Here is a 19,861-nt window from a genome sequence, read left to right as displayed (position 1 = left end):
GTTTATTACTTTTTTTATTTAAATTGAAGGAAAAAGCAGGGATTTTGAGGTAAATTCTCGAATAATTACAGTTATAAAAATTTGTAGAAGTTAGGAGCTGAAGAAGATGCCATATTTGTTTTTTACTTTGATTATCAGTGTTATTGTGGCTGTGTTTGCAGTGCAGAATGCAGTTAGCGTGTCGCTGAATTTTGCTGTCTGGACGATGCAGACTAATTTAGTGATCGTTATTTTGGGATCGGCACTGCTGGGAGCTTTGGCAACTTTGTTTTTTACCCTGATGATGAAGGCGAAGCATTATCTGCAGGATAAAAAGACCCGCGAAGAGATGGCGGCCCTGCAAAAAGACAATGCCAAGCTGCGTGAGGAAGTGGCGATGCTGATGCATACGCAGAAATTACACCAGGAAGCTATGGCTAAAGCTGAACAGGCAGGACCGGCGGCAGCGGAATGAGGAAACGAAAGATTTGGCAGCTGCAGAAGTGCGACAGGGAATATGCTGCCGCTATAGCTGAGGAGCTGGGAGTTTCGACGGTGGTCGTCAGCGTACTGCTGAACCGCGGCGTCAGGGATAAAGAAGAGATCAGAGAATTTTTGTTCGGCAGCGAGCAGCCGTTTCATGAGCCTTTGCTGATGAAGGATATGCAGAAGGCCGCCGAACGTATTTTAGAGGCTGTAAAAAGCGGGGAACAGATCACTGTTTACGGTGATTATGATGTGGACGGCATCAGTGCCAGCTCGCTGCTGTATTTGTATTTGCAGGGGGTCGGCGCCAAAGTCAACACGTATATCCCTAAAAGGAAAAACGAGGGCTATGGTCTGAACCATGAAGCGCTGGCTGCTTTAGCGGCGGCCGGCACAACGCTGTTAGTGACGGTGGACTGCGGCATCAGCGGCGTGGACGAGGTGGCAGAGGCTCCGGCAGGGCTGGAGATCATCATTACCGACCATCATACGCCGCCGGAGGTTTTGCCGGCGGCCTATGCGATAGTCAATCCGCATCAGCGTGACTGCAGGTATCCGTTTAAGTATCTTTCCGGTGTGGGCGTGGCGTTTAAGCTGTGCCAGGCGCTGCACCAGATGCAGCATTTGACCGAGCCTTTATGGTCGGGGCTGACGGAGCTTGTGGCTTTGGGTACGGTAGCCGATATCGTGCCGCTGCGCGGCGAGAACCGCGCGCTGGTGAAGCTGGGGCTGGCGGCGATGGAAAATACCGGGATCGTGGGGCTGCGGAAGCTGATCGAACACAGCGGCTGTCCGCAGCAGAATATTTCGGCTGAGAACATTGGGTTTATGCTGGCGCCGCGTCTGAATGCGGTTGGCCGTTTGGAACACGCTCAGTCGGCAGTCGAGCTTTTGGTGACTGGCGATGAGGCTAAGGCGGACGAGGTTGCGGAGCAGCTGAATGCTGAGAATGCTCTGCGTCAGGAGATCAGCCGCAGGATCTTTATTGAGGCTGAGGCGCTGCTGGCGCAGCAGGAAAGGATCGAGACAGCGATCGTGCTGGCTAAGGAAGGATGGCATGCCGGGGTTATCGGGATCGTGGCTTCGCGGCTGGTCGATAAATACCATCTGCCGACGATCCTGATCAGTATCGACGGCGATGCCGCTAAGGGCAGCTGCCGCAGTATCCCGGCGCTGGATCTGTACAGTGCTTTGAATGAATGCAGCGAACTGCTGCTGCAGTTTGGCGGCCATCATCAGGCGGCCGGCCTGACACTGCGCGCAGCCAGGGTAGAATCTTTTAGAAAACGTTTTCTGGGCGTGGTCAAGGGTCGTTTGGAGCCTGCTGATTATCAGCCGCGCCTGAAGATAGAGTGCCTGCTGGATAGAAACGAGGAGGTTTCGCTGCAGCTGGTGAAGGAGCTGGCGCTGCTGGAACCGCTGGGCTGCGATAACCCGCCGCCGCTGTTTGCTTTTAAGGATGCGGTGCTGCATTATCCCAAGACTTTTGGGCGGGATAACAACCATCTGCGTTTTTATACCGATTATGGCAGGTATAGTTACCACAGTATCATGTGGAACGGCGCGGCAGATATGGTGTGCCTGTATAATAACGCGGTCGTTGATCTGGCCTTTATGCCTAAGATCAATGTCTGGAAGGAAAAGGAAAGCGTGAATCTGCAGGTGGTAGATTATGACCAGGCCCTGCAGGTTTATGATTACCGCAATTGCAATACCAGCAAGGAAGCAGTGTTGAGAAATATTTTACAAACAAGTAAAAAAACAGTAATATATGTAAATAACACCAGCGCTGTACCCGAGGCGGCCAAGCTGCCGGATGTGCAGGTGCTTGCTTATGGCGAGCCGGCGGAGCAGGAGGCGGAGAATATTATTTTTTATGATTTCCCGCAGCAGGAAGTGTTTGATGCCGATGCCTTGCCGGTGCCCAGAGGGGCTGGTAAACGGCTGCTGCTGTTATATACCAGGTCGGAGGCCGATAAATACTGCGTCGAACTGGATAAGCTTTATCCGGGGCGCAGTCAGCTGGTACATGCTTATAAGGAGCTGGCCTGCACGCTGCGTCAGCAGGCTGTTATCGACAGGGCGGATCTGCTTGAGTCGGCTGCCAATATTTCAGAAGATGCTTTGAAGGTGTTTGAAGAGCTGGAATTTATCCGCGATGAGCATGGTAAGATCAGCTTTGGTAATTTACAGAAAAACGATTTGCAGAATTCACCGACGTTCAGGGGATTGCAGGAAAAGGGACGGAAGGCTTTTGCAGGTTGTCAGAGAAATATGAATATCAGTCCTGAGGAGATCATTGGGCTGTGGCAGGGAAAAAGATTCGATAAATAAGGAAGTGCTAAGATGCCTGAAACAGGAAATGTTGTTTGTGTGGAGGATTTTTTTGCGACGATCGAAAGCTATTTGAATAAGCAGCAGGTGGAGTTTGTCCGCAAGGCTTATGATGTGGCGGCTGAAGCTCATGCCAGCCAGCGCCGTAAGTCCGGCGAGCCTTATATCATCCATCCGCTTGGTGTAGCTACGATCTTATCGCAGCTCCAGCTGGACGAACTGACCTTGGCGGCAGCTTTTTTACATGATGTGGTGGAGGATACTGATATCAGTCTGGATTCTTTAAAAGAGGATTTTGGACAGAAGGTTGCCGATCTGGTGGATGGGGTTACGAAGTTAGGCAAGATAGAGTATATTTCCAAGGAAGAACAGCAGATCGAAAACTACCGTAAGATGTTTTTGGCAATGGCTAAGGATATCCGTGTAGTTATGATAAAACTGGCCGACAGGCTGCATAATATGCGGACGATGAAGTTTATGCCGGTGCATAAGCAGCAGTCTATTTCGCGCGAGACGATGGAGATCTATGCGCCTCTGGCTCACCGTCTGGGTATTTATACGATCAAGTGGGAGCTGGAGGATCTGGCGTTCCGTTATATGGAGCCGGAGATATATTACGATCTGGTCGAGCAGGTCAAGGTCAAACGCCGTGAGCGTGAGGCAATGATCCATGCGGCAATGGGCGAGATCAAAGAGCATCTTGATACGATGAATATCACGTGCGAGATCCAGGGCCGGCCGAAGAATTTTTACAGCATCCATAAAAAGATGCTGCGCGACCATAAGGAACTGAGCGAGATCTATGATCTTTTGGCGATCCGTGTGCTGGTGGACAGCGTGAAGGACTGTTACGGCACGCTGGGCGTTGTGCATAGTATGTGGCGTCCGATCCCGGGCCGCTTTAAGGATTATGTCGCCGTGCCGAAATCAAATATGTACCAGTCGCTGCATACGACGGTGCTGTATGGCAACGGCCAGCCGCTGGAGATCCAGATCAGGACTTTTGAGATGCACCGTATTTCTGAGTACGGTATCGCCGCTCACTGGCGCTATAAGGAAAGCGGCGGCAGCAAGCCTGCACCGGCTGCCGGCGGCGATAAGACCTTTGACGCCAAGCTGTCGTGGCTGCGGCAGCTGCTGGAATGGCATCAGGATATGAGCGATTCCCGCGATTTCGTCAATACGGTCAAGATGGATGTTTTTGCCGACGAGGTCTTTGTATTTACGCCGCGCGGCGATGTTATCGATTTGCCGGTCGGCGCCGTGCCGATCGATTTTGCGTACCGCATCCATACGGATGTTGGCAACCGCTGCGTCGGGGCCAAGGTGAACGGGCGCATCGTGCCGCTCGATTACAAGCTGAGCAATGGCGATATCGTCGAGGTCATCACCTCTAAGCAGGCGGCGGGGCCAAGCCGTGACTGGATCAATATCGTCGGTTCTTCCGACAGCCGGAACAAGATCAAATCGTGGTTTAAAAAGGAGCGGCGCGAGGAGAACATCGTCAAGGGCCGCGAGATGCTGGAAAAAGAATGCAAGCGTCTGGGTTACGATCCTAAAATTTTGCTGAAAGGCGATAAGCTGAAGGACGTAAGCGCCCAGCTGCGGTTGGAGAACGAAGAGAATCTGATGGCTACTATCGGTTATGGCGGGATCACGATCAACAGCGTGATGTCGAAGCTGGTAGAGCTGTATAAGAAAGAGCAGAAGCTGACGACGACGAAGGACCTGTCACAGCTGCTGGCCGAGTTGAAGCCGCGCCGTTCCAAGGCCAAGTCCAGTCATGGTATCCTGGTCAAGGGCGAAGAGGGGATCATGGTCAAGCTGGCGCGCTGCTGCAATCCGATCCCGGGCGATCCGGTTATCGGGTATATCACCCGCGGCAGTGGTATTTCGGTGCATCGCCAGGACTGCCCGAATGTGATGAGCAACAATCCTGAGGAGCAGAGCCGTTTGATCGAAGTGGCCTGGGATATTGCGACGGATTCGCTGTATAAGGTCAATATCATTATCACGGCTGGCGACCGCCCCGGTATGATGGCCGACATCATGATGGTGATGAGCGAGTCAAAGCTGAATATCAACGCGCTGAATTGCCGCATCGATAAGCAGAAGATCGCGAATATCAGTATGGGCATCGATATCGGCAATCTGGAGCAGCTGGATAATATTATGAATAAAATCAAACGCATGAAGGGCGTTTACAGTGTGGAAAGAATGATTTCCAACGGACAGGGAGGCTGACGTGAGAGCGGTTGTACAGCGTGTCGACAGCGCTGCTGTCGAGGTGGACGGCGCCAGGGTAGGCAGTGTGGCAAAGGGACTTTTAGTGCTGCTGGGCGTCGAAAAGGATGATACAGATAAGGATTTGGAGTATTTGCTGGACAAGGTCGTGGGCCTGCGCATTTTTGAAGATGAACAGGAGAAGATGAACCTGTCTGTCGCAGATGTGGGCGGCGGCTTGCTGGTGGTTTCTCAGTTTACTTTGTACGGCGATTGCCGCAAGGGCAAACGGCCGTCGTTCGATAAGGCGGCGGGCGCGGAAATGGCCAATGCTTATTATGAAAAATTCGTGGCAGGCGCGCGGGCGAAAGGACTCAGCGTCGGCACCGGGAAGTTTCAGGCACATATGCTTGTGAGCCTTGTCAATAATGGCCCGGTAACGATTTTATTAGACAGTAAAAAGAATTTTTAGGAGGTTTGACATGAAGGTTTTAAAAATGGAAGTTGGTATGCTTGGTACTAACTGCTATATAGCGGTCAACGAAGCTACCGGTCACGGCGTTGTTGTCGATCCGGGCGGAGACGGCGACAGGATCGTCGACGCGATCAAGAAAGAAGGACTCACTATCGATGCGATCTTTATCACCCATGGGCACAGCGATCATATCATGGGACTGGAAGAGGTGCGCAAGGCGACTGGCGCCAGGGTCTATATCAGTGAGGCGGATGCGGAGATGCTGACGAAGGCTACCAGCAATCTTTCTGCTTATATGGGCATGGACGCAGCTTTTGCGCCGGCTGATAAAATTTTTGAGGATGGGGAAACTGTCACAGAGGCCGGACTTGATTTTAAGGTGCTGACGACTCCGGGTCATACCCGCGGCGGCGTATGCCTCGTCTGCGGTGATGTGGTATTCTGCGGTGATACGGTATTTGCCGAATCTATCGGCCGTACTGATCTGCCGGGCGGTTCCTACAAACAGATTCTTGACTCTATTAAAACGAAACTTCTGGTTTTGCCTGATGAAACTAAGCTTTTACCGGGACATGGACCTGCGACTACGGTAGGATGGGAGAGACGCAGAAATCCGTTTCTGCAATAAGTAAGTAAGAAAATGATCAAAAGTATCAAGCTGCTGAGACACAGTACAACTTTCAAATTGGCAGTAGCGGCAGGCGTATCCTTTGTTTTGTATGAACTGGCTGCGTTTCTGTTCCCTATCCTTTTAGCGATAGGTCTGGCTTTTGCCCTGTATCCGGTATCGAATATGTTTTCCAGGATCACTGTTGGTCAGGGACAGATCCATTTGTCGCGTGTGGTGGCGATCATTCTGGCCTTTATGGCTTTTGGTCTGTTTATGTTTTTCGCTGTTACATTTATTTTGCTGCCTTTGTTTGGGCAGATCAATGATCTGGTGGCCAGACTGCCCGATTATACGACAAAAGTCGAGTCCGGCAGCCTGGAGTGGCTGCTGAAGGACCCTTCCCAGTATCCGCGGCTGCCGTATAATTTTGAAACGCTGATCGATGATGCGATGAGCTGGATCATGGGCTTTATGGGCGGTATCCTGCGCAATTTGTTCAAGTCTACCATCGATATTATTGCCAATCTGGTAGGCTTGATCGTAGTTCCGTTTTTAGCTTTTTACTTTTTGAAAGACTGGCGTGAGCTGCGTCTGATGATGATCAATTTGTTTACTTATGATACGCAGCCGAAGGTGGCGCATATCCTGGATGAGATCGGACGAACCTTGAGCGCTTATATCCGGGGACTTGGTAAATTGAGCCTGATCGCCGGCGTATGTATTACTGTCGGTGTGGCGATGCTGGGTATCCAGTTCCCGCTGGTTTTTGGTTTCCTGGCCGTCATGGCCGAGACGGTACCTGTGGTCGGACCGTTGATGGGCGCAGTGCCGGCAGTATTTATTGCCTATTCGCAGAATACTGCTTCGGCTTTTTCTGTAGCGCTGTTTTATCTGGTGTTTTACCAGATCGACGGCAATATTCTGATGCCGCGGATCATGGGCAGTAAAATCGATCTGCACCCTGTAGTTTTGATTTTGAGCCTGCTGATAGGCGCCAAGCTGTACGGTATTCTGGGTATGCTGTTTGCCGTGCCTGTGGCTGCCGTGTACCGGGTTTTCTATAAAGAGTTATGGCACAGTTCTGATGAACCACGGCCCACGGAAAATGAGCAGCAGAAACGATGATGAGTAGTGATTATAAATTAGTGCAGAAGTTACCTTATGATTTAACGCGGCCTGTCGCTGAGATGGCCGCGTTCTTTGACATTTTGCCGCATTCTGACGGCGCTGCCTTGCTGACGGTGGCGGCAGACGCTGACAGCTGTGTGGCGGTTTGGCAGGCGGCGGACGGCACAAGGACTGTCAGCAGGCCATTTACGGTTTTACAGGATGTCAGGGGCGAGTGGGTGCGCTGCACCAAGCTTGCGGTGCTAGATGTACTGGCCAGGGTGTCTGGACGTGAGGCGGCTTTGCCCTGGGGCATCCTGACCGGCGTGCGTCCGGGAAAGCTGGCGCATAAGCTTTTAGACGGCGGGTTAAATGGCGCTGCGCTGCCGCAGTATCTGCAGCGGCATTATTTGCTGCCCGTCAGACAGGCGCAGCTGCTGACGGAGATCTGCCTGCTGCAAAGGCGGCTTTTGCCGGCAGCAGAAAAGCAGGTCGGCATTTATATCGGTATTCCTTTTTGTCCTACGCGCTGTTCTTATTGTTCTTTCCCGTCGGGGATCGTGCCGCGTGAGGAAGAATTACAGCAAAAGTTTTTAAATTTCATTGAACAAGATATACTTGCTGTGGTACAATTAATAAGTATGTACAAATTAAATGCTACTGCGGTTTACATTGGCGGCGGTACGCCGACCAGCCTTAGCGAAACAGCCTTCGCACGGCTCATCGGGCTTGCGGCGCGGCATCTGCTGCTGCCGGGAGTGCGCGAGTTTACTGTGGAAGCGGGGCGGCCTGATTGTTTCAGCGTTGAGAAGCTGAAGGTCATGGAAGCTTACGGCGTGAACCGTATCAGCGTCAATCCGCAGACTTTGCATGATAAAACTTTGCAGGCTATCGGCCGCAGTCATACAGTGCGTGATTTTTATCAGGCCTATGAATTGGTGCGGCACAGCAGCATCAAAACAGTCAATACCGATCTGATCATCGGGCTGCCGGGAGAGACGGCTGCCGATGTGCGGGCGTCGCTGGACGGCGTCAGGGCTTTGGCTCCTGATAATCTGACTGTGCATACTTTAACGCTCAAAAAGAGCGCCCCGCTTTTTGGCGCGCAGCTAAGCAGCCTGACGGCTGAGGAAGCTGAGGCGCTGGTCGCTTACGGCGGCGAAACTGCGGCGGCAATGGGGATGCTGCCTTATTATTTATACCGACAGCATTATATGCTGGGCAATCTTGCCAATATCGGCTATGCTGCTTCCGGCAGTGCCAGCCTTTATAATATTCAGATGATGGAAGAACGTCATACTGTGCTCGGGATCGGGCCGGCCTCTGCGACTAAAGTGCCGCAGGCGGACGGACATCATCTTAAGAAGCTCAATATGCCCAAAGATATCGGGACATATACGGGCAATCTGCCGCAGCTGGCGCATAAACGCAGCCTGCTTTTTGCGGATGAGGAGGAATAAACGTGTTGACCACAGCACCCAGAGGCACGAAGGATATTCTGCCGCGCGATGTGGAAGCCTGGCGTTATTTGGAACGCACCATGCGCGAGATTTGCGCCCAATATGGTTATCAGGAAATCAGGACGCCTGTTTTTGAGCATACCGAGCTGTTTTTGCGCGGTATCGGCGAAACGACCGACGTTGTTGAAAAAGAAATGTACACCTTTACTGACCGTGGTGAGCGCAGTCTGACGCTGCGTCCCGAGAATACGGCGTCCGCCGTCCGGTCGTATGTAGAAAATAAAATGTATGCCGATCCGGCGCCGACAAAGCTGTTTTATATCGGGCCGATGTTCAGGTACGACAGGCCGCAGGCCGGACGTTATCGTCAGTTCCATCAGTTTGGCGTGGAAGCGCTGGGCGTAGAGGGGCCGAATATCGATGCCGAGATCATTTTGCTGGCGGTACAGATCTTGCAGACTTTGGGCCTGCAAGACTTAAAGCTGAAAATCAATTCCGTTGGCTGCCCGAAATGCAGGCCGCTGCACAGAGAAAAGCTGCAGGAGTATTTCCGCCCGCATCTTGGCGAAATGTGTAAGGATTGTCAGTCGCGTTTTGACCGTAATCCGCTGCGTCTGCTGGACTGCAAAAATCCGCACGATCAGGAGCTGGCGGCAGGCGCGCCCAGTTTGGAAGAGTGTCTGTGCGAAGAATGTAAAGCGCATTTTGAAGGTCTGCAGGAGCTTTTGACTGCTGCCGGCGTCGATTATGTAGTCGACCATAATCTGGTGCGCGGACTTGATTACTATACTAAGACCGCCTTTGAGATCCAATACGCTCCGCTGGGAGCGCAAAGCGCTGTTTGCGGCGGCGGCCGTTATGACGGACTGATCGAAGAGATCGGCGGCCCGGCAACACCGGGTATCGGCTTTGCGATGGGTATGGAGCGCGTGCTGCTGGCGATCGAAAGCCAGAACCTGCTGCCGCATTTCGATAACAGTATCGATGTCTTTGTAGTGTGCCCGGGCAGCGTGAACTTTACCCTGGCATTTAAGGAAGCGATCGCTTTACGCCGCGAAGGACTGAAGGTAGAATTCGACTTTTTGGGGCGCAGCATGAAAGCCCAGATGAAGCAGGCGAACAGACTGGCTGCCAAATATGTGTTGATTTTAGGTGAAGACGAGGTAGCGCGCGGTCATGCTGTATTGAGGAATATGGCGACCAGCGAGCAGACCGAGATCCCTATCCAAGATATTACATCAATTTTAAAAACAGAGGTGCAAAGTCATGAGTAATTCTTTAAAACGCAGTCATAGCTGCGGTTTGCTGACCAAAGAGGCAGCAGGCGAGCAAGTAGTTTTATGCGGTTGGGTTGCCAAACGCCGCGACCACGGCGGGTTGATTTTCGTCGATCTGCGTGACCGCAGCGGTATCGTGCAAGTTGTCGTTGACCCTGACGATGCCGGCAATAGCTTTACTACTGCTGAAGCTATCCGCAGCGAGTACGTTATCAAAGTAGTAGGCAAAGTGCGTCTGCGTGATGCTGCTACCGTAAATCCGAATTTGGCCACCGGCGAGATCGAAGTGGTTGCTGCCGATCTGGAAGTACTCAATGCCGCTAAAACACCGCCGTTTTATATTCAGGACGACATAGACACGGACGAGAACCTGCGCTTGAAATACCGTTATTTGGACCTGCGCCGTCCGGAAATGCAGAAGAATTTGATTTTGCGTCATAAAGTTACTAAATTGATGCGTGATTATATGGATAAAAACGGTTTCTGCGAGATCGAAACGCCGATGCTGACTAAAAGCACTCCTGAAGGCGCCCGTGATTATCTGGTGCCGAGCCGCGTCAACCCCGGCAAATTTTATGCTTTGCCGCAATCTCCGCAGATCTTTAAACAGATTTTGATGGTTGCCGGTATGGAGCGTTATTTCCAGATCGCCCGCTGCTTCCGTGACGAAGATCTGCGTGCTGACCGTCAGCCTGAATTTACTCAGTTGGATATTGAAATGTCTTTCGTAGATGCTGAGGATATCATGGAATTGATGGAAGGCCTGATGGCGTATGTGTTTGAAGGCGCTATGGGCAAAAAGATCCAGCTGCCGATGCAGCGTTTGACCTGGGACGAGGCTATGGACCGTTTTGGCAGCGACAAGCCGGACCTGCGCTTTGGTATGGAACTGGTCAATATGTCTGAGGCAGTCAAAGATTCTGACTTTAAAGTGTTCAATGCTATCGTCGAAGACGGCGGTGTCGTGAAAGCGATCAATGTTAAAGGCTATGCCGCTATCCCGCGCCGTGAGCTGGACGGCCTGGTAGAATTCGTTGGTATCTACGGCGCTAAAGGTCTGGCCTGGATGCAGATCCAGGAAGACGGCAGCGTGAAATCTCCGATCGCTAAATTCTTCAGCGAAGCACATTTGGCAAATATCCTCAAAACTGCAGCGGCTGAACCCGGCGATCTGCTGTTGTTCGTTGCTGATAAACCGGCTGTAGTTGCTCAGGCTTTAGGCGCTCTGCGTCTGGAAATGGCTAAACGCCGCGAGCTGATCGACGAAGATATGCTGGCTTTTGCCTGGGTCGTAGATTTCCCGATGTTTGAATATAACGACGAAGAAAAACGCTATGTGGCTATGCATCATCCGTTTACGGCTCCCCGTGACGAGGATGTGGCCATGCTGGCTACCGATCCAGGTAAAGTGTATGCCAAAGCTTATGATATGGTGCTCAACGGCACCGAGATCGGCGGCGGTTCTATCCGTATCCATCGCCGTGATGTGCAAAACGAGGTTTTCAAAGCTATCGGCCTTACCGAAGAGCAGGCTAAAGAGAAATTTGGCTTTATGATGGACGCCTTTGAATTCGGCGCTCCTCCGCACGGCGGTCTGGCATTCGGTCTTGACCGTTTGATCATGATCATGGCTAAACGCGATTCTATCCGCGACGTTATCGCTTTCCCGAAAACCCAAAGCGCCAGCTGCCTGATGACTCAGGCTCCGAACGATGTTGACGAGAAACAGCTGCGTGAGCTGCATATCCGTGCAACCCTGGTCAAAAAAGATAAATAATAAGAAGAACTTTGTTCTGAAAAAAGGACTGCTGCGGCAGTCCTTTTTTATGTCAAAGCAGCTGTAAAAAAGTATTTTTTCTTCAAAATGAACTGATTGCGAAAAAAAGAAAAAATATCTCTTTAAAAACAGAGAAAACCGCTTTATACCTTGTGATTTTAAACAATTTTTGGTATAGTATATATGTAGTAAGAAATACTCTTGCTGCCTTGAAAAACGCTTTTTACCCTGCGATGTTCGTTACTTGTACCTCTTAGTTTTGAGCCAACACTCTTACCTAGGGAGCCTGACTGAGCTCCGCCTTTTAAAAAACTGCCCTCTTGCGGGGACTTTTGCGACTGGCGGGAAGGCACCCACCTGCACTTGCAGGTTCAAAACATGAGGCTGGACGGCATTGTGGGGCAAAATATTTTTGGGGGTAAAAATGGATCTGTCACGTGTTGCAATGGTCATCGGTCAGGAAAAGCTGCCCGTTTTGGAGCAGGCCCGTGTCGCAGTTGTTGGTTTAGGCGGCGTGGGTTCGTATATTGCCGAGGCTTTATGCCGCAGTGGGGTAGGCCATTTATTATTGATAGATGCCGATACGGTGGCGGCAAGTAATATCAACCGTCAATTACCTGCTTTGACCAGTACCTTCGGCCGCTTAAAAACCGAGGTCGTCAGGCAAAGGCTGCTGGATATCAATCCGGAATGCGAGATAGAGACTATCAGCAGCTTTTATGAACCGGGGGCTTTTGACGAGTTTTTTTCCGGCAGTTTTACTTTTATTGCCGATGCGATCGATTCGACGCCGTCCAAGGTCGATCTTTTAGCAGAATGTGTACGGCGCAAGATACCTGTGATTTCTTCGATGGGGACAGGCAACAAGCTGGACCCTACGTATCTTACCGTGGAGGATATCAGCAGGACTTCTGTATGTCCGCTGGCAAGAACAGTACGGAAACTGCTGCGTGCGGCAGGTATTGAAAAAGGTGTAACGGCAGTCTATTCCAAAGAGCCGCCGCGGCGTGTTGAAGCGGGCGAGGTCCCTGGAAGCATGGTGTTTGTTCCGGCTTCGGCAGGACTGCTGATAGCATCGTATATCGTACGTCAGATTATTGCAGAAAAAAGTTAACCGGCCTTTAGTGCCGGTATTTTTATCAGATTTTGGAGGTGGATGATGGATAGTTTGTTTGCACAGCCGCAGAAAAAACCTTTGGCTGACAGGATGCGTCCTACAAGGCTCAGCGATTTTGTGGGACAGGAAACAGCAGTAGGCGAGCGCAGTCCGCTGCGCCGGATGATCGAAAAGGATCAGCTGCAGTCGGTGTTGTTTTATGGTCCGCCGGGGACTGGCAAAACAACTTTGGCACAGGTCATTGCCCATATGACGGGTGATGAATTTGTCGCTATCAACGCCGTTTCGTCCGGGGTGCCCGAGCTGCGCAAGCTGATTGCCAGAGCGCAGGAGCTGCAGCGCGGCGGTATGGGGCGCACTATCGTTTTCATCGACGAGATCCATCGTTTTAATAAAGCGCAGCAGGACGTATTGCTGCCGTATGTAGAAAACGGCACGATCATTTTGATCGGCGCGACTACGGAAAATCCCTTTTTTGAAATCAATTCGCCGCTTTTGTCGCGGATGAAGGTCATTCGTCTGGAGCATTTAACGGCAGACGGGATCAAACGGATTTTAGAGCGGGCGCTGACGGATAAGGAAAAAGGCTATGGTGCGGAAGGTATCACAGTGACAGCCGAAGCCTTGGACGCGCTGGCTGATTTTGCCGGCGGTGATGCCAGGGTGGCACTTAATTTGCTGGAGCAGGCTGAATTTATGCTGCCGGAGGGCAGCAAAGAAATAACGATGGATGTATTGCGCAGCGTGGTAGGTAACGCTTTGCAGCGCTATGATAAAAAAGGCGATTATCATTATGATATAGTTTCGGCCTTTATAAAAAGCATGCGCGGCAGTGATGTTGACGCCGCCCTGCATTATCTGGCCCGTATGCTGGAGGGCGGTGAGGACGTAAGGTTCATTGCGCGCCGGATCGTGATCTGTGCGGCCGAAGATGTGGGCAATGCCGATCCGCAGGCTTTAGTCGTAGCCAATGCTGCGGCGCAGGCGGCTCATTTTGTAGGCTTGCCGGAAGCGCAGATACCTTTGGCTCAGGCTGTTTGTTATATAGCTAACGCACCCAAGAGCAACAGCTGTTATATGGGGATTTATAATGCCCGTCAGGATGTCAGGTCGGTCAATACCAGAGTGCCGAAGCATTTGCGCGATGCCCATTACCCTGGCGCCAGGCAGTTTGGTCATGGGCTTGGCTACAAATATCCGCACGATTATCCAGGCGGCTGGGTCGAGCAGCAGTATCTGCCGGATGAGTTGGCAGGTCATAGATATTATTATCCGAAAGACAGTGGTGCTGAAAGCAGGCTGCTTAAGAAAGACACTGAAAAAGAATAGATAAAAAAGATTAAATCAATATGATGCTGTGATAATAAAACAACACTCTGCACTAAAAGTACAGAGTGTTGTTTTTGTTTTTGATCACGGTTGACGTGGAGTAGGGACATTGCTGACGACAGGTTTTTTATTAGCGGTATTGTTTTCGTTACCGTCTAAAATTTCCTGAACACGTTTTTTCATGCTTGGCTTCTGCGGTTCAACGTCGCCTACATTTTCACGGATCCGGTCTTTTTTGCTGGGAGGTTTGGGCGGTTCTCCGGGAACGGAGGTCGCTCTTTTTTTATCTTTGTCCTTATCCTTGTCTTTATCTTTGTCTTTATCATCATTCTTGATATCCGGTTCAGGCGGTATTACTACGCCTGCAGGGCGAACAAAGTTAGCAACAGGAACATTGGCAAGCGCGTTGACCATAAATTCATGCCAGATACTGAGCGGTGCGCCGCTGCCGTACATATAATCAAGCGGGCGGCCATTATCGTCGCCGATCCAGACGGCAGCCGACAGATTGGGGGTGAAGCCTACAAACCAGGCATCCTTGTAATCATCTGTGGTGCCCGTTTTACCGGCTGCCGGACGGCCGATGCCTGCCCCTCCTGCGGTACCGTCCACAAAGACGTCGCGCATGATATCGACAGTTTGATAGGCTGCTTTGGCGTCAACTACAGTTTTGGTATCCTGCTTATGCTCAAAAATTACTTTGCCATTACGATCAACTATTTTGATGAGGGCAGTCGGAGCGTTATATTTACCGCCGTTGCCGATCGTGCCATAGGCTGCGGCCATTTCCAGAGGCGTAGTACCCTTGCTTAAGCCGCCTAAAGCCATGGAAAGGTTGATGTCGGTATAATGACCGTCTTCGATAAGCGTCGTGATACCAAGATTTTTAGCCATTTGGAAAACCTTTTCGGGTCCGACCTGCTGCGCTACCAGAATAGTAGGAATGTTGTAGGATTTTTTCAAAGCTGTTCGCAGGCTTACTTTGCCATGCCATTGCAGGTCAGAGTTTTTCGGTTTCCAGCCGGGGGCGAATTCATATTCCTTGTCTTCGACTACTGTTGCCGCAGTAAGGCCGTTATCCATAGCTGTAAGATAGACAAAGGGCTTGAAAGCGGAACCGGGCTGACGTACTGCAAGCACAGCACGATTGAATTTATCCTGGCCGCGGCCGCCGATCATGGCTTTGATATAGCCGTTAGCAGGATCTACGGCAACTAAAGCGACCTGGGGTTGGGTAAGCTGATAATCATCTTTGTAATAATCGGGCAGATATTTTAAAGCTTCTGCCGCTGCTGACTGCATATCCAGATCAAGGGTAGTGTAGATTTTGAGGCCGCCTTTGTAAAGGGCATCGGCACCGAATTCTTCGATGATCTGCTGACTGCAGTAATCAATAAAGTAGGAAAGGTTATCTTTTTGCTGGTTTTTATGGTTGTTCAATTGCAGCTTTTCAGCCTTGGCTTTTGCTGCTTGGGCTTCTGTGATGTAGCCGTATTTGGCCATCTGGTCCAAAACGACTTCCTGACGGGCTTTGCTGTCTTTAGGATTTTCAAAAGGATTATAATAGTTAGGACTTTTAGGGATAGCTGCCAGTGTGGCGGCTTCTGCCAGATCGATGTCCTGAACGTGCTTGCCGAAATAATAGAGGGAAGCGCTTTCAATACCATAGGTGCCTTGCCCGAAGTAGATCCGGTTCAGGTACATGTCAAGGATTTCGTCTTTGGTATAGCGTTCTTCCAATTGCTTGGCAATAAAAGCTTCTTTTATCTTGCGGGTGATAGTACGTTCCTGAGAAAGGAAAGCGTTTTTAGCCAGCTGTTGGGTAATCGTACTGCCGCCCTGCACCTCGCCGCCGCGCAGGTTGGTCCACAAAGCGCGGGCCGTACCGCGGAAGTCGATACCGCCGTGTTCGTAAAATCGGTTATCTTCAATAGCAATAAAAGCCTGCTGCAGGTGCTTGGGTATTTTGTCGAAGGCTACAGGCAGACGGCGTTCTTCAGAAGCCGTCGTCGAGATGACACGGCCGTTAACGTCAAAAAACTGCGAAGCGGCATCGGGGATAAGTGATTCTTCCATATCTTTGGGTGCAAAGAAGCCTGCAAGCCCCCAGAATGCCGCGGCGCCTAAAATGGCAAGCGCAGCGAATGCGATGATTATCAACTTAATTATTTTGCCCATACATAAACCTCGGTTCTCTTAGTCATTTTCCTTTTAATCAGCTTTATACCGACAAAGCTTTTTTTATCTAACGGCTATTATATCATATTTTTATAATAATTTGCGATAAAAAACTCGTATATTAAGTGTAATAAAAATGAAAACAGCTTCCGCCATTAGCAGCAGAAGCTGTTTGAGATTACCAAATATTGAGCAGATGCTGCATGGCAAGGCTTACAACAGCTATGCAGAACCAGCAGATAAGTCCGAGCAGGATCGGCTTGCCGCCGGTTTTGATCAGCTTGACTAAATTGGTGTTGAGGCCTATAGCTGCCATGGCCATAGCGATCATAAATTTACCGATGGCTGGTAAGAACTGGAAAAAGTCAAAGTGGTGACCGGCAAAGGTATTGATAACTGCCGCGCCCAGAAAGTATATGATGAACATCGGGAAGATCGTAGAAATTTTTACTTCCGAAGTTGTAGCTTTGCGTTTGGAAGTAAGATAAGCCAGGCCCAGGCAGATAGGAATAATCGCTAAAGTGCGGGTCAGCTTGACGATAGTAGCATAATTCAACGCGGTATCGCTGCCGCTGGCGCTGGCCCAGGTCTGACCTGCTGCCACTACAGAAGATGTGTCGTTGATCGCCGTGCCGGCCCACATGCCAAAGCCCATATCATTAAAGCCGAGTATGGCGCCTAATGTAGGGAACAGAAAGGCGGCGATAACATTAAAAAGGAAGATGACGGAAATCGACTGCGCGATGTCTTCGTCGGATGCTTTGATAACAGGCGCCGCCGCGGCGATTGCCGAGCCGCCGCAGATAGAAGAGCCTACGCCTACCAAAGTCGCGATATCATGATCGATTTTCATTATCCTGCTGACAGCATAAGAAACAGTCAAAGCAGTACCGATCGTCGAGAGGATGATCAGCAGTGACTGCGAGCCAACACGGAAAATCTCAAAAAGGTTCATACCGAAGCCGAGTAAGATAATAGCGTATTGCAGAATCTTTTTGGAAGTAAAGGTGATGCCGCCGCAGAAAGCATCTGAACGGGGGACGCCAGCCAGCAGCAAGCCTAAAAGAATGGCAAAAACAGGGGCGCCGACAATAGGGAACATTTTACCTAAATATGCAGCTGGTACGGCGATAGCAAAACATAATAGTAAGCCGTGTAATTTATTACTTAAGAAACTCATTATAAAACTCCTTCCCAAGAATGTAGTGTACTGTAATTGTAAGGCAACTATATCTGGTAAGTAAAATGAATAATCTTGATTGTTATAATCAGAAAACGTAATGAGCTCAAAAGTTTAAAAACTTACCATATATAGAAGCAAGGGAAGGAGATAATTTACCTTGATTAAAATTTTGATGTCAGACATTACTGTGAGAAAGCTTCCATTCTGCGTAGAAAAATCTGCAGAAATGCAGGGTAACATAGAAAACGAAGAAGGTTGCAACGACACATTCAAAATAATACAAATATTGGAAGAATTCATGCAGAACAACGCCTAAACGCGCATAGTAATCAAGTGATAGGCGCAGGGCAGAGGCAGTAATGACAAAGGGAAAGGTGAAAGCTGCATAGCTGGGATAAAACGGCAGACGTAAAAGTTTGGGCATCAGGCTGAGGATAAAAAAGAAAAGTCCCTGGGCAGCGATCTGCATAACAGTGATCAGCAGAAAATTTTTGTCAGGCACAACCGCAAAATAACCTGCCAGGCTCAGACTCATAGGTGCCGTGTAGATACAGATCAGCGGTTTCGCTGCTTCAGGTATCGGATGATGGAGATACCTGTAAGTAACGAGTGCGAGCAGCAGCATATAGGCGGCAAAGCCAAACCAGAAGATATAATAGCCTAAGGTAAGGTACCCAAATGCCGGAGCGGTAACCGAAGCGACAACGATACCGACATAAGCGATGAAGAAGGTTGGGAAAACATTTTTCAGTTCCAGATTAAGCATAAAATTTTTGGAGAACCAGATGATCAAAATGGCATGAGCCGTAACAGCTGTCAGCCAGATCGTTTCGCAGAGAAAAGGAGCTGAATCTTTAATGTAAACACACAGCTGCATAGTTGTCATAAAAAAAGTTGCAGCAACACTGCCTAAAATAGGATTGCCGGTCATATCGGCATGGATAAGCTTTGGATAACGCAACATTTTGATGAGCAGCAGCGCTAAAAGGACAGCGGCAAGAATACCGCAGATATATTTCATCAACGGAGAATATGGCTGCAGCAGATTACCAAGTGCCGCCAGGCCAAGCGATACTCCGGCAGTAGGAATTGGAATAGATTTTATCATTTTTCAGAAAGCCTCCCTTTGGAAAATAAAAAGATTGATACTTGACGTCTAAAAACATTGTATAAATAGCATAATACAAGTATAATGATTAGTAAAATGAATTATTATTATCATTATCATTAAGAAGAATAATGAGGTTGCTATGTGGGAAGAACTGAAAACTTTTATCGAAGTCGTAGAACAGCAAAGCTTTACCAAAGCCGCGCAAAAACTTAATATTTCTCAGCCGACGGTCAGTTTGCATATCCGCAGATTGGAAGAGTATTTCAGCATCGTACTGATCCGCAGGTCTAAAAAGCAAAAACAGCTTAGCGTGACTTATGCCGGTATGATCGTTTATGATGCTGCTAAACAGATGAAAAGTCTGTGGCAGTTTACCGAGATCACAGTTAAAGAACTGGGCAGTGAGATCAAAGGACGTTTAGCTATAGGGGCCAGTCTGACAATAGGTGAATATTTTCTGCCGGAATTCCTGGGCAGGTTTATGAAACGCTATCCGCAGCTGGAAATAGAAGTAAAGATCGATAATACTGTCCATATTTGCGAATTGCTGCAAAGCAATAAAATAGATGTTGGTTTAGTTGAAGGAGAAACTGGCGACAAGAAATTCCATAAAGAGGAGTTTTATATCGACCGGATTGTCTTGATAGGACCAGTTGGCAGCCCTAAAAAGATGCAGCGCCGTGATTTGGAGACGGTGACCTGGATAACACGCGAGCAGGGTTCAGGCACGAGAGTGCAGTGGGAAAATTTTTTAGAGAAGAATAATGTTATCCCTGCCAAGACGATCATCTTCAATACTAATTTTGCCGTAAAGGAAGCTGTAAGAAATGGTTTGGGCTATGCTTTGCTTTCTGAGCATATTGCCAGACAGGCAGCCGCTGCAGGTGAAGTCGAATTGATCGAGATGCAGGAGAGCGCAGGGCGTAAATTCGTGTGTCTGACCCTGGCTTCTGAAACCAGAAGCAGAAATGTGCAGGCGTTGCTGGATAATTTAAAGAGAGATTTTGTAAAATAAGCAAAAAATAAGTTAAAATAAATTTAAAATAGGGCTTGCTTTTTTAGTAGAAATTTAATAAAATAATAGTGCACCCCTAAACAAGGGTGAATTTTTGTAAATAGCCGTTAAAAAAGATGAAAAAATAATAGTTGACAACATCGAGAAGATGTAATATACTATACAAGTCGTCAAAAACGGCAAGCAGAACCTTGAAAACT

15 protein-coding genes and 1 other RNA gene are annotated in these 19,861 nt (G+C 49.4%); 13 read left to right on the top strand and 3 right to left on the bottom strand.

The window, feature by feature from the left end; genetic code table 11:
* Positions 1-106 precede the first annotated feature (106 nt).
* The 12 genes from Q4G98_RS11770 to Q4G98_RS11715 all read left to right on the top strand — a co-directional run bounded on the left by Q4G98_RS11770 (position 107) and on the right by Q4G98_RS11715 (position 14,174).
* A complete protein-coding gene (locus tag Q4G98_RS11770) occupies positions 107-454 on the top strand; it encodes a lipopolysaccharide assembly LapA domain-containing protein (RefSeq protein WP_298562853.1) in 348 nt (115 codons plus the stop codon).
* Positions 451-2,799 carry a single-stranded-DNA-specific exonuclease RecJ gene (gene recJ / locus Q4G98_RS11765; protein WP_298562854.1) on the top strand — a complete coding sequence of 783 codons (2,349 nt, stop codon included), beginning with the start codon at positions 451-453 and terminating at the stop codon, positions 2,797-2,799. Before Q4G98_RS11770 ends, recJ begins: the two co-directional genes overlap by 4 nt.
* Positions 2,800-2,811: 12 nt before the next feature.
* A complete protein-coding gene (locus tag Q4G98_RS11760) occupies positions 2,812-5,043 on the top strand; it encodes a bifunctional (p)ppGpp synthetase/guanosine-3',5'-bis(diphosphate) 3'-pyrophosphohydrolase (RefSeq protein WP_177559632.1) in 2,232 nt (743 codons plus the stop codon).
* A 1-nt stretch (position 5,044) separates the two neighbouring features.
* Entirely contained in the window at positions 5,045-5,494 is a 450-nt protein-coding gene (gene dtd, locus Q4G98_RS11755; RefSeq protein WP_177559635.1) for a D-aminoacyl-tRNA deacylase, read from the top strand.
* 10 nt (positions 5,495-5,504) lie between these two features.
* Complete coding sequence (locus Q4G98_RS11750; RefSeq protein WP_177559637.1) at positions 5,505-6,125, top strand: MBL fold metallo-hydrolase; 621 nt, start codon at positions 5,505-5,507, stop codon at positions 6,123-6,125.
* 12 nt (positions 6,126-6,137) lie between these two features.
* Positions 6,138-7,232, top strand: coding sequence for an AI-2E family transporter (locus Q4G98_RS11745; protein ID WP_301961999.1), 1,095 nt, complete (start codon positions 6,138-6,140; stop codon positions 7,230-7,232).
* Positions 7,229-8,674, top strand: coding sequence for a coproporphyrinogen dehydrogenase HemZ (gene hemZ / locus Q4G98_RS11740; RefSeq protein WP_177559643.1), 1,446 nt, complete (start codon positions 7,229-7,231; stop codon positions 8,672-8,674). Before Q4G98_RS11745 ends, hemZ begins: the two co-directional genes overlap by 4 nt.
* A gap of 2 nt (positions 8,675-8,676) precedes the next feature.
* Positions 8,677-9,948 carry a histidine--tRNA ligase gene (gene hisS / locus Q4G98_RS11735; protein WP_177559646.1) on the top strand — a complete coding sequence of 424 codons (1,272 nt, stop codon included), beginning with the start codon at positions 8,677-8,679 and terminating at the stop codon, positions 9,946-9,948.
* Positions 9,941-11,728 (top strand): aspartate--tRNA ligase, encoded by a 1,788-nt coding sequence (aspS, locus tag Q4G98_RS11730; RefSeq protein WP_177559649.1) that lies wholly within the window; start codon positions 9,941-9,943, stop codon positions 11,726-11,728. The genes hisS and aspS overlap by 8 nt, the downstream gene beginning before the upstream one ends.
* Positions 11,729-11,950: 222 nt before the next feature.
* Positions 11,951-12,135: non-coding RNA, 6S RNA (gene ssrS / locus Q4G98_RS11725), on the top strand.
* A 17-nt stretch (positions 12,136-12,152) separates the two neighbouring features.
* On the top strand, positions 12,153-12,842 hold the full coding sequence (locus Q4G98_RS11720; protein ID WP_177559653.1) for a ThiF family adenylyltransferase: 690 nt from the start codon (positions 12,153-12,155) through the stop codon (positions 12,840-12,842).
* 45 nt (positions 12,843-12,887) lie between these two features.
* A complete protein-coding gene (locus tag Q4G98_RS11715) occupies positions 12,888-14,174 on the top strand; it encodes a replication-associated recombination protein A (protein ID WP_366916946.1) in 1,287 nt (428 codons plus the stop codon).
* An 84-nt stretch (positions 14,175-14,258) separates the two neighbouring features.
* Here Q4G98_RS11715 and Q4G98_RS11710 read toward each other — a convergent pair whose 3' ends face one another.
* From Q4G98_RS11710 to Q4G98_RS11700, 3 genes are all read right to left on the bottom strand, one after another.
* Positions 14,259-16,352: a transglycosylase domain-containing protein gene (locus Q4G98_RS11710; RefSeq protein ID WP_177559656.1), complete on the bottom strand. Its 2,094-nt coding sequence runs from the start codon at positions 16,350-16,352 to the stop codon at positions 14,259-14,261.
* A 178-nt stretch (positions 16,353-16,530) separates the two neighbouring features.
* Positions 16,531-17,532 carry a YeiH family protein gene (locus tag Q4G98_RS11705; protein WP_293545663.1) on the bottom strand — a complete coding sequence of 334 codons (1,002 nt, stop codon included), beginning with the start codon at positions 17,530-17,532 and terminating at the stop codon, positions 16,531-16,533.
* A 178-nt stretch (positions 17,533-17,710) separates the two neighbouring features.
* Positions 17,711-18,643, bottom strand: a complete 933-nt coding sequence (locus Q4G98_RS11700) for a TDT family transporter (RefSeq protein ID WP_298562865.1) — start codon at positions 18,641-18,643, stop codon at positions 17,711-17,713.
* Between the two features lie 142 nt (positions 18,644-18,785).
* Here Q4G98_RS11700 and Q4G98_RS11695 point away from each other — a divergent pair, with 142 nt between their 5' ends.
* Positions 18,786-19,661, top strand: a complete 876-nt coding sequence (locus Q4G98_RS11695; RefSeq protein WP_293663538.1) for a LysR family transcriptional regulator — start codon at positions 18,786-18,788, stop codon at positions 19,659-19,661.
* The last annotated feature ends 200 nt before the right edge of the window (positions 19,662-19,861 follow it).

It is taken from the genome of uncultured Phascolarctobacterium sp. (genome assembly GCF_958349595.1).
Classification (GTDB): domain Bacteria; phylum Bacillota; class Negativicutes; order Acidaminococcales; family Acidaminococcaceae; genus Phascolarctobacterium.
Note: the sequence above shows the minus strand (reverse complement) of the source record. Positions and strands in the feature narration are given on the sequence as shown.

Bases quoted from the DNA above. Each gene is read 5' to 3' on its own strand.
- Q4G98_RS11770 (WP_298562853.1), top strand. From the start codon at position 107: ATGCCATATTTGTTTTTTACTTTGATTATCAGTGTTATTGTGGCTGTG.
- recJ (WP_298562854.1), top strand. From the start codon at position 451: ATGAGGAAACGAAAGATTTGGCAGCTGCAGAAGTGCGACAGGGAATAT.
- Q4G98_RS11760 (WP_177559632.1), top strand. From the start codon at position 2,812: ATGCCTGAAACAGGAAATGTTGTTTGTGTGGAGGATTTTTTTGCGACG.
- Q4G98_RS11750 (WP_177559637.1), top strand. From the start codon at position 5,505: ATGAAGGTTTTAAAAATGGAAGTTGGTATGCTTGGTACTAACTGCTAT.
- Q4G98_RS11745 (WP_301961999.1), top strand. From the start codon at position 6,138: ATGATCAAAAGTATCAAGCTGCTGAGACACAGTACAACTTTCAAATTG.
- hemZ (WP_177559643.1), top strand. From the start codon at position 7,229: ATGATGAGTAGTGATTATAAATTAGTGCAGAAGTTACCTTATGATTTA.
- aspS (WP_177559649.1), top strand. From the start codon at position 9,941: ATGAGTAATTCTTTAAAACGCAGTCATAGCTGCGGTTTGCTGACCAAA.
- Q4G98_RS11720 (WP_177559653.1), top strand. From the start codon at position 12,153: ATGGATCTGTCACGTGTTGCAATGGTCATCGGTCAGGAAAAGCTGCCC.
- Q4G98_RS11715 (WP_366916946.1), top strand. From the start codon at position 12,888: ATGGATAGTTTGTTTGCACAGCCGCAGAAAAAACCTTTGGCTGACAGG.
- Q4G98_RS11710 (WP_177559656.1), bottom strand. From the start codon at position 16,352: ATGGGCAAAATAATTAAGTTGATAATCATCGCATTCGCTGCGCTTGCC.
- Q4G98_RS11705 (WP_293545663.1), bottom strand. From the start codon at position 17,532: ATGAGTTTCTTAAGTAATAAATTACACGGCTTACTATTATGTTTTGCT.
- Q4G98_RS11700 (WP_298562865.1), bottom strand. From the start codon at position 18,643: ATGATAAAATCTATTCCAATTCCTACTGCCGGAGTATCGCTTGGCCTG.
- Q4G98_RS11695 (WP_293663538.1), top strand. From the start codon at position 18,786: ATGTGGGAAGAACTGAAAACTTTTATCGAAGTCGTAGAACAGCAAAGC.